The 14,831-nt window shown below is 68.9% G+C and carries 15 protein-coding genes; 5 read left to right on the plus strand and 10 right to left on the minus strand.

Annotation, left to right across the window (positions count from 1 at the left end; translation table 11 throughout):
* Window positions 1-70: 70 nt before the first annotated feature.
* The 3 genes from A5645_RS14640 to A5645_RS14650 form a co-directional block, all read right to left on the minus strand.
* On the minus strand, window positions 71-958 hold the full coding sequence (locus tag A5645_RS14640; protein ID WP_065130044.1) for a type IV toxin-antitoxin system AbiEi family antitoxin: 888 nt from the start codon (window positions 956-958) through the stop codon (window positions 71-73).
* Window positions 959-1,186: 228 nt separating this feature from the next.
* Window positions 1,187-2,356: a M20 family metallopeptidase gene (locus A5645_RS14645; RefSeq protein ID WP_036353101.1), complete on the minus strand. Its 1,170-nt coding sequence runs from the start codon at window positions 2,354-2,356 to the stop codon at window positions 1,187-1,189.
* Window positions 2,353-3,534 carry an amidohydrolase gene (locus tag A5645_RS14650; protein WP_065037374.1) on the minus strand — a complete coding sequence of 394 codons (1,182 nt, stop codon included), beginning with the start codon at window positions 3,532-3,534 and terminating at the stop codon, window positions 2,353-2,355. The genes A5645_RS14645 and A5645_RS14650 overlap by 4 nt, the downstream gene beginning before the upstream one ends.
* Window positions 3,535-3,587: 53 nt before the next feature.
* Between A5645_RS14650 and A5645_RS14655 the strand changes: the two genes are divergently transcribed.
* Together A5645_RS14655 and A5645_RS14660 are read left to right on the plus strand one after the other, a co-directional pair.
* Window positions 3,588-4,394 (plus strand): purine-nucleoside phosphorylase, encoded by an 807-nt coding sequence (locus A5645_RS14655; protein WP_065037375.1) that lies wholly within the window; start codon window positions 3,588-3,590, stop codon window positions 4,392-4,394.
* Window positions 4,394-5,953 carry a phospho-sugar mutase gene (locus A5645_RS14660; RefSeq protein WP_065130046.1) on the plus strand — a complete coding sequence of 520 codons (1,560 nt, stop codon included), beginning with the start codon at window positions 4,394-4,396 and terminating at the stop codon, window positions 5,951-5,953. The genes A5645_RS14655 and A5645_RS14660 overlap by 1 nt, the downstream gene beginning before the upstream one ends.
* 1 nt (window position 5,954) lies before the next feature.
* Here the strand turns inward: A5645_RS14660 and upp are convergent, their stop codons facing one another.
* Window positions 5,955-6,578 carry a uracil phosphoribosyltransferase gene (upp, locus tag A5645_RS14665; RefSeq protein WP_065037377.1) on the minus strand — a complete coding sequence of 208 codons (624 nt, stop codon included), beginning with the start codon at window positions 6,576-6,578 and terminating at the stop codon, window positions 5,955-5,957.
* 91 nt (window positions 6,579-6,669) lie between these two features.
* Between upp and A5645_RS14670 the strand changes: the two genes are divergently transcribed.
* The 3 genes from A5645_RS14670 (at window position 6,670) to A5645_RS14680 (ending at window position 9,482) form a co-directional block, all read left to right on the plus strand.
* Entirely contained in the window at window positions 6,670-7,533 is an 864-nt protein-coding gene (locus A5645_RS14670; protein WP_065037378.1) for an alkaline phosphatase family protein, read from the plus strand.
* 33 nt (window positions 7,534-7,566) lie between these two features.
* Window positions 7,567-8,895, plus strand: coding sequence for a protein export chaperone SatS (gene satS / locus A5645_RS14675; RefSeq protein WP_065037379.1), 1,329 nt, complete (start codon window positions 7,567-7,569; stop codon window positions 8,893-8,895).
* Window positions 8,896-9,023: 128 nt separating this feature from the next.
* Complete coding sequence (locus tag A5645_RS14680; protein ID WP_065037389.1) at window positions 9,024-9,482, plus strand: PE family protein; 459 nt, start codon at window positions 9,024-9,026, stop codon at window positions 9,480-9,482.
* 31 nt (window positions 9,483-9,513) lie between these two features.
* Here A5645_RS14680 and A5645_RS14685 read toward each other — a convergent pair whose 3' ends face one another.
* From A5645_RS14685 to A5645_RS14710, 6 genes are all read right to left on the minus strand, one after another.
* Window positions 9,514-10,407: an alpha/beta fold hydrolase gene (locus A5645_RS14685; protein ID WP_065037380.1), complete on the minus strand. Its 894-nt coding sequence runs from the start codon at window positions 10,405-10,407 to the stop codon at window positions 9,514-9,516.
* Window positions 10,407-10,988: a hypothetical protein gene (locus A5645_RS14690; RefSeq protein ID WP_065037381.1), complete on the minus strand. Its 582-nt coding sequence runs from the start codon at window positions 10,986-10,988 to the stop codon at window positions 10,407-10,409. Before A5645_RS14690 ends, A5645_RS14685 begins: the two co-directional genes overlap by 1 nt.
* A 79-nt stretch (window positions 10,989-11,067) precedes the next feature.
* Entirely contained in the window at window positions 11,068-11,571 is a 504-nt protein-coding gene (locus A5645_RS14695) for a PE family protein (RefSeq protein WP_081288356.1), read from the minus strand.
* Between the two features lie 343 nt (window positions 11,572-11,914).
* Window positions 11,915-12,997 carry an adenosine deaminase gene (locus tag A5645_RS14700; RefSeq protein WP_065130049.1) on the minus strand — a complete coding sequence of 361 codons (1,083 nt, stop codon included), beginning with the start codon at window positions 12,995-12,997 and terminating at the stop codon, window positions 11,915-11,917.
* Window positions 12,994-14,280 carry a thymidine phosphorylase gene (locus A5645_RS14705; protein ID WP_065130050.1) on the minus strand — a complete coding sequence of 429 codons (1,287 nt, stop codon included), beginning with the start codon at window positions 14,278-14,280 and terminating at the stop codon, window positions 12,994-12,996. Before A5645_RS14705 ends, A5645_RS14700 begins: the two co-directional genes overlap by 4 nt.
* A complete protein-coding gene (locus tag A5645_RS14710) occupies window positions 14,277-14,678 on the minus strand; it encodes a cytidine deaminase (protein ID WP_065130051.1) in 402 nt (133 codons plus the stop codon). Before A5645_RS14710 ends, A5645_RS14705 begins: the two co-directional genes overlap by 4 nt.
* Between the last annotated feature and the right edge of the window lie 153 nt (window positions 14,679-14,831).

Below are 14,831 nucleotides of genomic sequence, written 5' to 3' on the forward strand. Positions count from 1 at the left end.
GCCACGAACGTGCGTAGATGTCCGGCGACACGCCGCCGCGGCTGGCAATCTACGCACCCTCGCGCGCCGCTCAGGCCGCCATCGCGCGCTCCATCCGCGCTCTGAGCCGTCGGACGAGATCGCTGGGATACCGGCGCACGTCCTCGGCGACGATCGGGACGACCACCCAGTTGAGGTCCTGAGCTGCCGTCCAGCGGTCGCGGTCGTTGAGGAATGCCGCCGGGCCGCTGTGCCAGTCGAGGCCGTCGTACTCGGCGACGAGTCGGTATTGCGGCCACGCGAAGTCGAACCGCCGAAGCTTGCCGGAAAGGTCGACGATCTCGTACTGCAACAACGGGGTCGGCAATCCGCCGTCGATCATGACCAGCCTCGCTTCGCTCTCCATCGGGGACTCCGCTAGCGGCGAGGCAAGCGCCAATAGTTCGCGGACGTGCACGATGCCACGGCGACCGGCTTGCAACTCGACGACGCGCGCCAGATCGCTGCGGCTACAGGCATTGCTGCGTAGCGCGGCGTCCAGCGTGGCCAACGTACGGGGCCGGCGCAGTGTGCGGGCCACTTCGATCGCCGTCCAGGCGGGCGTGGTGACTGGTCGACCGGCAAGCACTTTCAGCGGCGCGCCGTTGCGCCGATGCACGACCAGGCCCGGAGCCGGCCGCAGCTGTCGGCGAATGGGATTGAGCACGTGCACATCTGAGGTGCGCTCGGTGTCAAAGCCGTATGCCGCTGCGGCGGTACCCATACACGCCGCAACTGTCGTGCCGGCGGCCAAGTCGAGTCCACGCAACCGCTGGGCCGTCGTGGGAGTGCCTCGGCAGTAGACGCCATACCAAACCCGTTGCAGCGCAGCACAGTTCAAATGCACCCCGAGCTCGCGACGGGTTAGGAACTTCCGGACTTGCGCGGCGGTCGCGACTCCGCCTTGGGCGGCCAGCAGTTGGTCGAGGTCTGCATTCATGCCGGATATCGTCGGAGCCCGTTCAGACCCACACAATTCACCGCGCGAAGGTGCGAAGAATGCCGGCGAGCGCGGCGTGTCGCCGGACATCTACGCACGCTCGCGCGGAAGGGGAGGGCCCCGCGGAGCAAGGGCGTCGCGCGGAAGAGGAAGGCGCGCGGAAGAGGAAGGCGCGCGGAAGAGGAAGGGCACAAGGGCAGCCCGCCGGCCCGACGCCCGGCACAAGACTCAGAAGGCGCCGGACTGCTCGATGATGTTCACCATCACCCGCACCCCGATGGCCAACGCGCGCTCGTCGAGGTCGAACGTCGGCTGATGCAGGTCAAGCTGCGGGCCCTCCCCGGACCACACGCCCAGCCTTGCCATCGCGCCAGGGATCTCTTCGAGGTACCAGGAGAAGTCCTCACCGCCGCCGGACTGGCGGGTGTCGGCCAGCACGTCAGGCCCGACGGCTTCGATGGCGTGGGTGAGGATCCGCGTCGAGACATCCTCGTTGACCACCGGCGGCACGCCGCGCCGGTATTGCAGCGTGTGCTCGATCGCCAGCGGCGACAACAACCCGGCGACGGCCTCGCGGATGATCCCCTCCAGGTCGATCCAGGTCTGCCGGCTGGCCGTGCGCACGGTCCCGGCCAGCACCCCGCTCTGCGGAATCGCGTTGGGCGCCACCCCCGCATTGACCGCCCCCCACACCAGCACGGTGCTGTTGCGCGGGTCGATGCGACGTGACAACACCCCGGGCAGGCCGGTGATCACCGTGCCCAGCCCGTAGACCAGGTCGGCCGTCAGATGCGGGCGTGAAGTATGACCACCCGGCGAGTACAGGGTGATCTCCAGCTGGTCCGCCGCGGACGTGATGGGTCCCAGCCGCACCGCCACCTTGCCCACCTCGAGCCGGGGATCGCAGTGCAACGCGAAGATGCGCGACACCCCGGTCAGCGCGCCGGCCGCGATCGCGTCTATCGCGCCACCGGGCATCAGCTCCTCGGCGGCCTGGAAGATCAGCCGCACCCCCACCGGCAGCTCGGGCACCGACGCCAGCGCCAACGCCGTCCCGAGCAGGATTGCGGTGTGCGCGTCATGACCGCAGGCGTGGGCGATGTTCGGCATCGTCGAGGCGTACGGCGCGCCGGTCAGCTCGGCCATCGGCAACGCGTCCATGTCGGCCCGCAGCGCGATCCTGGGCTGATGCTCGGGTCCGAAGTCGCAGGTCAATCCCGTCCCGCCGGGCAGCACCTTGGGGTTGAGCCCGGCGTCGCCCAACCGCTCGGCGACGAACTGGGTGGTCGCGAACTCCTGCCGGCCCAGCTCGGGGTAGCGGTGGATGTGTCGACGCCACGCCACCAGGTCCTCGTAGTGGGCGGCCAGCCAGGATTCGGCGCTGTCGACCAGACTCATGAAGCCGCCCTACGCTGCTGCGCCGTCAGCACCCGTTCCCGCTGGGCGGGGTCCTCGGCGAGCGCGACGACCGCGCGCGCCAGCATGATAGCCCCGTCGACCACCGCCAGGTCAGCGCTGGGTCCGGCCGCGGCGGCGGCGAAGGCCCGCTGATGCACCGTCGCGCCCCCCGCGTCGACACCGATGATCGGATGGATCCCCGGCAGCACGTGCGTCACATTGCCCATGTCGGTGCTGCCCAGCGGCAGCCCCGCCTCGATTTCGGCGGGCACCGGCTGGCGTCCCAGCCTGCGCATCTCCGCGCGGCACGCGTCGGCCAGCCATCGGTCGGGCCGCAGTTCGGCATACGCCGGGCCGGCCTCCTCGATCTCGTATTCGCAGCCCGCCGCCAGCGCGCCGGCCGCGAAGCAGGCGTACATCCTGCCCTCGAGTTCACGCAGTGAATCGGACTCCACCGCCCGCATCGCATATTTCAGTGCGGTCTGCCCCGGGATCACGTTGACCGCCTGCCCGCCGTCGGTGACGACCCCATGGGTCATCTGTCCGGGCGCCAACTGCTGGCGCAACAGGCCGATGGCCACCTGCGCGACGGTGACCGCGTCGGCGGCGTTGACCCCAAGGTGCGGCGCGACGGCCGCGTGCGACTCCTTGCCGCGGTAGTGCACGGTCACCTCGGACAGCGCCAACGAGCGCGCGCCGGCGATGTCGGACGGGCCCGGGTGCACCATCACGGCCACCGCGACGTCGTCGAACGCCCCGGCACGCAGCATCAACTCCTTGCCACCACCGGACTCCTCAGCCGGCGTGCCCAGCAGCGCGACCGTCAGGCCGAGGTCGTCGGCCACCTCGGCCAGCGCCAGCGCGGTCCCCACCGCCGAAGCCGCAATGATGTTGTGCCCGCAGGCGTGCCCGATCTCGGGCAGCGCGTCGTACTCGGCGCACACCCCCACCACCAGCGGACCGCTGCCGAAGTTCGCCCGAAACGCCGTGTCCAGGCCCGCAACTGGGTTCATCTCGAAGCCGCGTTCGGCGGCTAGTGCCTTGGCCTTCGCGCAGCTGCGGTGTTCGTCGAATGCCAACTCGGGCTCGGCGTGGATCGCGTGCGACAACGCGACCAGATCATTGCCCCGGCGCCGCACCGTCGCCTCGACAGTGTCGGGTGCGCTGAGTGCGGGCATTCTCGCAGTATCTCATCGCCGGACCACCTACCTGGCCAGTAGTCTCGCCCAGTGTGACCAGCCTGACCTCCGAGCCGGATGATCTTGCGTCCCAAGCCGCCGAGGTCATCGGTGAGCGCACCGGCATCGACGGGCACGACGTCGCCGTCGTGCTCGGTTCGGGGTGGTCGCCCGCCATTGCGGCGCTGGGCACCCCCATCGCGGTGCTGCCGCAGGCGGACGTCCCCGGATTCGCGCCGCCGCGGGCCGCGGGTCACGTCGGCGAGCTGCTATCGGTCCCGGTCGGCGGGCACCGGGTGCTGGTCCTGGCCGGCCGCATCCATCCGTACGAGGGGCATGACCTGCGGCACGTTGTGCACCCGGTCCGGACGGCGTGCGCGGCGGGGGCGCGGATCGTCGTGCTCACCAACGCGGCCGGCGGCCTGCGACCGGACATGCAGGTCGGCCAGCCCGTCCTGATCAGCGACCACCTGAACCTGACGGCACGGTCACCGTTGGTGGGCGCGCAATTCGTCGATCTGACCGACGCGTACGCGCCGCGGTTGCGGGCGCTGGCCCGCGAAAGCGATCCCGAGCTGGCCGAGGGCGTCTACGCCGGGCTGCCGGGGCCGCACTACGAGACGCCCGCCGAGATCCGCATGCTGCGGATCCTCGGTGCCGACCTGGTGGGGATGTCGACAGTGCACGAGACGATCGCCGCGCGGGCGGCGGGCGCCGAAGTGCTGGGCATATCGCTGGTGACGAACCTCGCGGCCGGCATCACCGGCGAGCCGCTCAGCCACGCCGAGGTGCTGGCCGCCGGGGCCGCGTCCGCCCAGCGAATGGGGTCGCTGCTGGCCGACGTGATAGCCCGGTTCTAGTGACGCCCGAGGAGTGGATCGTCCACGACCCCGACCCGCGGACGGCCGCCGAACTGGCCGCGCTGGGTCCCGACGAACTGGCCGCCCGGTTCGCCCGCCCGCTCACCTTCGGTACCGCCGGCCTGCGCGGGCCGGTGCGGGGCGGCCCGGACGCGATGAACGTTGCGGTGGTGCTGCGCGCGACCTGGGCGCTGACGCAGGTCGTCGACGGGCCCGCCACGGTGGTGGTGGGCCGCGACGCCCGGCACGGCTCGGCAAAGTTCGCCACGGCAGCCGCTGAAGTACTTGCGGCGCAGGGGTTTTCGCTGATTCTATTTGGCGACCCGGTGCCCACTCCGGTTGTTGCGTTCGCGGTGCGCCAGCTCGGCGCCGCCGCGGGAATACAGATCACCGCCTCGCACAATCCGGCTGCCGACAACGGGTACAAGGTCTACCTGGACGGCGGGATGCAGATCGTGTCCCCCACCGACCGGCGCATCGAAGCCGCGATGGCCGCGGCTCCCCCGGCCGACGAAATTCCGCGCCAACCCGTGCGGCCCTCCGATACCGACCTGATCGAGCGCTACCTGCAGCGCGTGGCAAGCATCCGCCGCGGCAGCGGCGCGGTGCGGGTGGCCCTGACGCCGATGCACGGGGTTGGTGGCGCGCTAGCCGTCGAGGCGCTGCGGCGGGCCGGCTTCGAAGACGTGCACACCGTGCCCGCCCAATTCGCACCCGCCCCCGACTTCCCCACGGTCGCGTTCCCCAACCCCGAGGAGCCCGGCGCCACCGACGCGCTGCTCACACTGGCCGCCGACGTCGGAGCCGACGTGGCGATCGCGCTGGACCCCGACGCCGACCGATGCGCGCTCGGGGTTCCCGACCGAACCGGCTGGCGCATGCTCTCCGGCGACGAAACCGGTTGGCTACTAGGCGATTACATTCTTTCTCAGTCCGCGGCGGGGCCGAGGACGGTGGCCAGCACGGTGGTGTCCTCGCGCATGCTCGCCGCCATCGCCAAACACCACGGCGCCACCCACGTCGAGACGCTGACCGGTTTCAAGTGGTTGGCCCGCGCCGACGCGGACCGACCCGGCACGTTGGTCTACGCCTACGAGGAGGCGATCGGTCACTGCGTCGACCCGCCCGCCGTGCGCGACAAGGACGGCATCAGCGCCGCGGTGTTGTGCTGCGATCTGGTGGCCGCACTGCGGGGCCGCCCGGTGTCCGACGTGTTGGACGACCTGGCCCGGCGTCACGGCGTGCACGAGGCCGCCGCGGCGCCACGCCGGGTCGCCGATACCGACCAGGCCGCCGCGCTGATGCGCAGGCTTCGCGATGCCCCGCCGGACCGGCTGGCCGGCTTCGCCATCACCGTCACCGACATCACCGACGCGCTGATCTTCACCGGCGGTGACGACGACACGTCGGTGCGGGTGGTGGTGCGGCCGTCGGGCACCGAACCAAAGCTGAAGTGTTACACCGAGGTTCGCTGCGCACCAACCCCGGACCTGGAGCTGGCGCGGCAGCGCGCCCGCGCCCGGCGCGACGAACTCGTCGCGGCGATCAACCGGTGGTGACTCAGCGCGGCCCGAACTGACGGTCCCCGGCGTCACCGAGGCCCGGCACGATGTAGGCGATCTCGTTAAGCCCGTCGTCGACCGCCGCGGTGAACAATCGCGCGCTCGGGGCCACCTTCTCCACCGCCGCGATGCCTTCCGGCGCCGCCACCACGCACAGCATGGTGATGTCGGTGGCTCCGCGGTCCTGCAGCAGCCCGACGGTGTGGGTCATCGATCCGCCGGTGGCCAGCATCGGATCGAGGACCATGACCGGCAGGCCGTCGAGGTCGTCGGGCAACGACGCGAGATAGGGCACCGGCCGGGCGGTCTCCTCGTCGCGCGCCACGCCGACGAAGCCGACGTGCGCCTCGGGCAGCACGGCATGCGCCTCGTAGACCATGCCCAACCCGGCCCGCAGCACGGGCACCAGCAGTGGCGGCTTGGCCAGCCGGGACCCCGTGGTCGGCGCGAGGGGCGTGCGGATTTCGACCGGTGCGCAGGGCGCGTCGCGGGTGGCCTCGTAGACCAGCATCAGCGTCAGCTCCCGCAGCGCGGCCCGGAAGCCGGCGTTATCGGTGCGTTCGTCGCGCAGCGCGGTCAGCCGGGCCGCCGCCAACGGGTGGTCAATGACGCGGACCTGCACGCAGCGACCCTATATAACAATCGGGTTCAGTCCTGCTGACTCGGGCATTTTGGTCCGTCCCCGGCGTTCGGCCCCCTCATATACTCCCGACATGCGGGGCCTCCGACAGCACTTGACCTGGGTTTTTGTCGTCCTGGCGGCACTGGGCGCGACGGTCCTGCCCTGCCACCGGGTGGCGCTGGCCGCGGCGACCCTGCCCAGCTACGCCCACGTGGTGATCGTGGTCGAGGAGAACCGGTCGCAGGCCAACATCATCGGCAACAAGCAGGCGCCGTTCATCAACGCGCTGGCCGCGGGCGGCGCGATGATGGCGCAGTCGTTCGCCGAGACCCATCCCAGCGAGCCGAACTACCTCGCGCTGTTCGCCGGGAGCACCTTCGGCGTCACGAAGGACAGCTGCCCGGTGAACGCCGGCGCCGCTCCCAACCTGGCTTCGGAACTGCTGGCCTCGGGCCGCACCTTCGCCGGGTTCTCCGAGGACCTGCCGGCGGTGGGTTCGACGGTGTGCAGCGCGGGCAAATACGGCCGCAAGCACGTGCCGTGGGTCAACTTCACCAATGTCCCGCCGACGGTGTCGGTGCCGTTCTCCATGTTCCCGGCGCCCGGCAACTACGCGAGCCTGCCGACGGTGTCGTTCGTGATCCCCAACAACGACAACAACATGCACGACGGGTCCATCGCCCAGGGCGACGCCTGGTTGAACCGGCAGATGACGCCGTACGCCAACTGGGCGAAGGCCAACAACAGCCTGCTGATCGTGACCTGGGACGAGGACGACGGCGGGCCCCGCAACCAGATCCCGACGGTGTTCTACGGGGCGCACGTGGCGCCGGGCACCTACAACGACACGATCAACCACTACAACGTGCTTGCCACGCTCGAGGAGATGTACGGGCTCCCGAAAACCGGCTACGCGGCAAACGCTCCTGCCATCACGAGTATTTGGGGCGGATAAGCGCCAACGGGCCGGGTCGCTATTGTGTGCCGCATGGCTGCTGACCTCGTGCCGATCCGCCTGAGCCTGTCCGAAGGTGACCGCTACACACTGTGGGCGCCCCGCTGGCGTGACTCCGGGGACGAGTGGGAAGCGTTCCTGGGCAACGACGATGACCTGTACGTTTTCGAGAGCGTCGCCGACCTGGTGGCGTTCGTGCGCGGCGGCAGCGAGAACGATCTGGTCGACCACCCGGCCTGGAAGGAAGTTACCGAGGCGCACGCGCACAAGCTGAACCCGGCCGAGGACAAGCAGTTCGATCTGGTTGCGGTCGAGGAGCTGGTGGCCGAAAAGCCGACCGAGGAGTCGGTGAACGCGTTGGCCGCGACGCTGGCGATCGTGTCGTCCATCGGCTCGGTGTGCGAGCTGCCGCCGATATCGAAGTTTTTCAACGGCAATCCCCTGCTGGGTACCGTTTCGGGGGGCATCGACCATTTCAGCGGCAAAGCGGGCCAGAAGCGCTGGAATGCGATCGCCGAGATCATCGCGCGCAGCTGGGACGACGTGCTCGAGGCCGTCGACGAGATCGCCACGATCCCCGAGGTCGACGACAAGCTGGCCGAAAAAGCCGCCGAGGAACTCGAGGAGGAAATCGAGGCAGAGGAGGCCGCGGCCGAGGTCGAAGAGACCGACGAGGACGCCGGTGAGTCTGGAGCGTCGGACGAATCGGACGAAGCCGACGAGTCCGATGCCGCCGAGGACGAATCCGACGACGAAACCGACGACGAATCCGAGGATGACCGCGCCGAGGGTGACACCGTCGTGCTGGGTAGCGACGAGGACTTCTGGCTGCAGGTGGGCATCGACCCGATCAGAATCATGACGGGTTCGGGCACCTTCTACACGCTGCGTTGCTATCTGGACGACCGGCCCATCTTCCTGGGTCGCAACGGCCGGATCAGCGTGTTCACCTCGGAGCGGGCGCTGGCCCGCTACCTGGCCGACGAGCACGACCACGACCTGTCCGACCTGGCCACGTACGACGACATCCGTACCGCCGCCACCGACGGTTCCCTCAACGTCGACATCACCGACGAGAACGTCTACGTGCTCAGCGGACTGGCCGATGATTTCGCCGACGGGCCAGAGGCGGTCGACCGCGAGCAACTCGAGCTAGCGGTCGAACTGCTGCGCGACATCGGCGACTACTCCGAGGAGACCACCGTCGACAAGGCGCTGGACCCGGGTAAGCCGCTGGGCAAGCTGATCGCATACGTGCTGGAGCCCGACTCGGCGAGTAAGCCCGCCGGGCCGTATGCGTCGGCGGTGCGGGCGTGGGAGAAGCTCGAAGCGTTCGTGGACGGGCGGCTGCGCCGGGAGTAGCGCTGGGCCGGGGTTGCTGCCGCCCGAGCGCTACCGAAGTCTCGGGCAGAAGTCGGTCGCGCCACAGCTGAGTAGCGGTCCGCGGCGCCGCTTGCCGTCCTTGAGTCGGCGGTGATTCCATGATCGTCATGTCCGCGGTAGTGGCCGTGCCAGCGCTGATCGCCGCCGCCGCCGACAAATTGGCGGCCATCGATTCGACGCTTATCGGGGCCGCCCCAATCCAAGCCGTCGCGCCCGCGGCAGCCGACGAGGTGTCCCAGAGCATCGCGCACCTGTTCTCGCAACACGCGCAGGACTACCAAAAGGTCGCCGGCCAGGCGGCCGCTTACAGCCAGCAGTTCGTGCAGCACTTGAGCGCGGCCGCGCGCGCGTATGCCGGCGCCGACGCTGCCAACGCATCGGTGTTAGGGACGGCCGCCGTCGGCCTCCCGTCGTTCGATTCCTTGGTGGATACCGTCACGACGCTGTTCTTCCAGGTTGCCGCGGCGGCGTATTACCTGCTGTTCCCGATTCTGCTGCCGCCCATTTTTCTCGCGCTGGCTCTTTGGCTGCCGCTGGCGTTCTTGGGTTCGATCTTTCCGGTCTAGGAACAGCCTTCCCCCTTGGCATTCGCTGGGCTCACCCGTCCACTTCGGCAGCGCAGGCAGCCAGAATTGCGTCCCAGTCCTCGATGTTGAAATGCCCCTTGCCGGTGGCCCAATGCAAGTCCACTCCGGGAATCGCGCGCTCGAGGTATTCGCCCATCGCCCGCGGGATGAAAGAGTCGCGATCGCCCTGCCAGATATGCGTGGGCACCGCCACGTCGCCGACGTCGAAGCCCCACGGCCGGTAGTCGAGGAACGATTCGTACGCCGCCCCGCGACCACCCTGCCGGAACGCCTCGAGTTGCATCGCGCGGAAGTGCATCGAGAAGCGCTCGTCACGCATGTGCTCCTGGTCGACGTCGGGCAGGGAGGCCGTCACCAACCGGCAGAACAAGTCGGGCAGATACCGGGCGCACCAACCGAGCGGTGCGAAGGCGGCATCGAACGTCCAATGGCCGCTGCGGGCCAGCCGCGTGTAGAGGGCGTCAGCCTTATTGAGGTCGCGCACGATCTCCGGGGTGGCCAGCGGGCCCCACGGCCCGAGCGCGCCGACGAACCGCAGCCGGGCGGGTGGGATGAACGCCCCGCAGGCAAACAGATGCGGTCCGGCGCCCGAGTGACCGACGACGCCGAACTCGTCCAGGCCGAGCCCGTCGGCCAGGGCGCACACATCGGCCGGCCAATCCCGGAATCTGCGGCCCCGCTGAAACGTCGAGCGGCCGTAGCCCGGTCGATCGACCGCGATCAGCCGGAAACCCTGGCGTTTGCCGGCGCCGTCGGCGAAGGCGCATTCCAGCCGTGAGCTCGGCGTGCCGTGAAAGTAAAACGCGGGGTAGCCGGCGGGATCACCGCATTCCTGGTAGGCCAGCGCACGGCCGTCGGGCAGCCGGAACGCCGCCGAGTCGGTGCGGACGCGCTCGGGCAGCATTAGCGTCCCGATTCCAGAAACGCTCGCCCGCGCGGCGACAACCGGTAGCCGACGTCCAGGCTGATGGTCAATCCGAGCTCTTTGAGCCGACGCACCCGGCGCTTGAACCGCGGCACGTCCAGACCCTCCCCGGCGGCCAGGTCCGGGGCACGCACCGCCTCGTTGCCGGCGATCAGCCCCAGGTAGCGCCGGGTCCATCGCCCCGATTCGCTCCTGGCGTCCAGCCGGTCGAGGCGGGCCGCGATGGCATCGATGTCGGCGGCCGACAACGCGGCATCAGCGGCCAATGCCGGTCGCTCGTCGGCGCCGACGAACGACACCGCGATCAGGTAGGTGTGTGCCGCCGGGCGGCGGTCCAAATCCGCCTGCGCGGCAGCGGCGTCGGCGTAACCGGCCGCGCGCGCCTGCCGCGCGGTGACCCGGTAGTCGGCTGGGCGCTCCTGCACGTCGTCGATGCGCACGGTGCCTGCCATGGTTCGCTGCCTACCGCCAGGCTTGGCGCGAGGGACGTCCCAGCGTCGCAGCACCAGGCTGACTTCGCCGCGGGCAATGCCTTCGGCCGTTGCGCGGTTCAGCAGCACATCAGCGATGGTATTCGGCGCTGGTAGTTCACGTCCGCGAGCGAGGTAGCAAGCGAAGGCGAGAAGGCCGAGAGAGGCGCTAGCCCGCGCCCGCGGCGACCGGGGTGAGCAGCTGCAAGATGGTGGGAAGCCCATAAACGAGAACGGTGAGAGACAGCACGACCGGCGGCCCGAGGACAAGTGCCAAAAGGATGCCGAGCAACGGAGCTGTGATCTCCTCAAGGGTGGTGGGAATCGTCACGCCTAACACGTTTGCGGCGGCGCTGCCCGCACTGACAGCGACGGGCTGAAGCAACGCGGCGTTCCCCGTTTCGGCGCTCGCGTAGGTGCCCGCGGCGGCGGTCAGGTGCTGCACGAACTGGTCATGGAACGCAGCAGCGTGCCCGGCCGTCTGCTGATAGTGCTCGCCCTCCCGGGAGAACAGCTGCGCGATAGCCGCCGATACCTCGTCGGCGGCCGCGGGCTGGATGGCGAGCGTAGGTCCCGCCGCTTCGATGTGCGCGGCGCCGAGAGTCGAACCCACCGTCGCCAATTCCGTTGCCGCCGCCTTGATCAGCTCCGGCGTCGCCATCACATTCGACATGCCCGATACGATCCCCCATTTGCTCGAACAGCGCCTGCGGATTCCGGGATTTGGTCGAGCCGGATCACCACCACCGGCGGTTCATCGCGCGGGACATGCAGGAATCGTCTAAGAACGAGTGGCGCCTGGGGTGGGATACCCGCTCGGGTGAACGGTCACGGCGGGTGGATGCTGCGGGGTTGCGGGTCAGGTACTTCATGTCGTGCTCCTCGGGATAGAACGGGATGATTCGACTGTGCCCCGTCCGGCCCCAACAACCATCGGTAGGAACGCGTAATTCCCCTGGTCCGGAGTCGTACGTGCCACCGGCGCCGAAAGCGGGCCTACGTGCTTTCGCTGACGGTCAGCCGATCAGCACCGCGTACCGAGGCTTGATGACGTCGTCGATGATCTCCAGTCGTTCGTCGAACGGGATGAACGCCGACTTCATCGCGTTGATCGTGAAGCGCTCCAGATCACTCCACCCGTAGCCGAACGCCTCCGACAGCCGGCACATCTCCTGGCTCATCGTCGTATCGCTCATCAGCCGGTTATCGGTGTTCACCGTCACGCGGAACCGGCTACGAGCCAACAGGTCGAACGGATGCTCGGCGATGCTGTTCACGGCGCCGGTCTGCACATTCGAGCTCGGGCACAGTTCCAGCGGAATTCGCTTGTCCCGCAATATTGCTGCCAACCTGCCCAGGGCAACCTCGCCATCCGGGCCGATGGAGATGTCGTCGACGATGCGCACCCCGTGCCCGAGCCGGTCGGCACCGCAGAACGCGATCGCCTCGTGGATGGACGGCAGCCCGAAAGCCTCTCCGGCGTGAATTGTGAAGCGGGCGTTGTGGTCTCGCATGTACTCGAAGGCGTCCAGATGCCGGGTCGGCGGGTAGCCGGCTTCGGCGCCGGCGATGTCGAATCCAACCACGCCCTTGTCCCGGAATCGGATTGCCAACTCCGCGATCTCCCGCGACATCGCGGCGTGCCGCATCGCGGTCACCAGGCAGCGGACCTTGATCGGACGGCCGTCGGCAACACTCGCCTTCTCGCCGGCGGCGAAACCGGCCAGCACCGCGTCGACCACTTCGTCGAACGACAACCCGCGGTTGATGTGTAACTCGGGAGCGAAGCGGATCTCGGCGTACACCACCGAGTCGGCGGCCAGGTCCTCAACGCATTCGTGCGCGACGCGGTACAGCGCGTCGGGTGTCTGCATGACGGCGACGGTGTGCGAGAACGGCTCGAGATAGCGCTCCAGCGAGCCGCTGTGCGAGCGGGTGCGAAACCACGCCGCCAGCGCGTCGACATCGGTGGCCGGCAGGCCGTCGTAGCCGATCTCGCCGGCGATCTCCAGCACGGTGGCCGGACGCAGCCCGCCATCGAGGTGATCGTGCAGCAGCGCCTTGGGCGCTTGCTTGATCCTGTCCAGACTCAGGCTCATCGCGTGATCCGATCGATAATCAAGGGCCGCGGCGGCGGCGGTTCGTCCACCACGCTGAAGGCGCCGTCCAACTCGGCTATCGCCGGCGCCAGGCGGTCCGGGGTGTCGGTGTAGAGGGTGAAAAGCGCCTCGCCGGCGGCCACCGGCTCACCGCGGCGGCGGTGGATCCGCACGCCCGCGCCGTGCTGCACCCGCGCACCCGGCCGGGATCTTCCCGCACCGAGCCGCCAGGCCGCCAACCCAACTGCCATTGCGTCGATGTCGCCCATTGTGCCGCCCCGAGCGGCCGGCACGGTTTCCGAATGCCGACCAATCGGCAACGGTTTCGCCAAATCACCACCTTGGGCGGCCACCAGGCGGCGGAACGTGTCCATCGCGGAGCCGTCACGCAAGGCGTCGGCGGGGTCGCGCCCGCCGATCCCGGCCAGGTCAAGCATCTCGCTGGCCAACCGCACGGTCAGCTCCACCACGTCGGGTGGTCCGCCCCCCGCGAGCACCTCCAGGGACTCCTCCACTTCGAGCGAGTTGCCGACCGTGGCCCCCAGCGGCGCCTCCATGTCGGTGAGCAGGGCGCGGGCGGGCACCCCGTGCGCGATGGCAAGCTCGACCATGGTGTGCGCCAGGTCCCGGGACTCGGCCTCAGACTTCAAGAAAGCCCCGGAGCCGACCTTCACGTCCAGCACCAGCGCCGCCGCAGCCTCAGCCAGCTTCTTGCTCATCACCGAACTGGCAATCAGGGGCAGCGATTCGACGGTCCCAGTGACATCGCGCAGCGCGTACAGCTTGGCGTCGGCGGGTGCCAGCTCACCCGCGGCGAAGATCGCGGCACCGATGTCCCGCAACTGCTCTCGCACTCGCTGGTTGGACAGCTCCGCGGTGAAACCGGCGATGGATTCCAGTTTGTCCAGGGTGCCACCGGTGTGGCCGAGCCCGCGACCGGCGGCCTGCGGCACCGCCGCCCCGCAGGCGGTCACCACGGGCACTAGGGGCAGCGTGATCTTGTCGCCCACGCCGCCGGTGGAGTGCTTGTCCACCGTCGCCAGACCCAGGTCGGTGAAATCCAGCCGCGGTCCCGACGCCAGCATCGCCGCGGTCCAGCGGGCGATCTCGCCGCGATCCATGCCGCGCAGGAAGATCGCCATCAGCAACGCCGACATCTGCTCGGGAGCGACGCGGCCGTCGGTGTAGGCCTCGATCACCCAGTCGATGGCGGCATCCGAGAGCCGGGCACCGTCCCGCTTGCACCGGATGACCGTCGGCGCATCGAATACGTTGTCCGTCAACGGCTTACCCGCGCAATATCGTCGGGACCGAAGGGGTCGGGCAGCAACTCGGCGAGTCGACGGGGCCCGTCGGCATGGTCGATCAACAACTCCGGTCCGCCGTGTTCGAGCAACAGCTGACGGCATCGTCCGCACGGCATCAGCAACGAACCGACGGCATCAACACAAGCCAGCGCGAGCAACCGGCCGCCGCCACCGGAATGCAACGCACACACCACCGCGCATTCCGCACAGAGACCAAGGCCATATGAGACATTCTCCACATTGCATCCGGCGATAATGCGGCCGTCGTCGACCAATGCCGCGGCGCCCACCGGGAACCTCGAATATGGCGCATACGCGCCGTATGCAGCCTGAATTGCCCTGTTGCGCAATAGATTCCAATTCACTTCCGGCATTTGGCAACTCCGCTCGCCGTTGGGCTCAATTGAGCAAGGCCACCCTAACCTGTGCTGCGACACACAATTCGGATGGGACTGTTTGGTACCGCTCGCTCGTTGCTCAAGTTAAGCTCGGTTGCCCGGCTAGGACCCGTTTACTGACGGTTTTGG

Source organism: Mycobacterium asiaticum (assembly GCF_001673635.1).
Taxonomy (GTDB): Bacteria; Actinomycetota; Actinomycetes; order Mycobacteriales; family Mycobacteriaceae; genus Mycobacterium; species Mycobacterium asiaticum_C.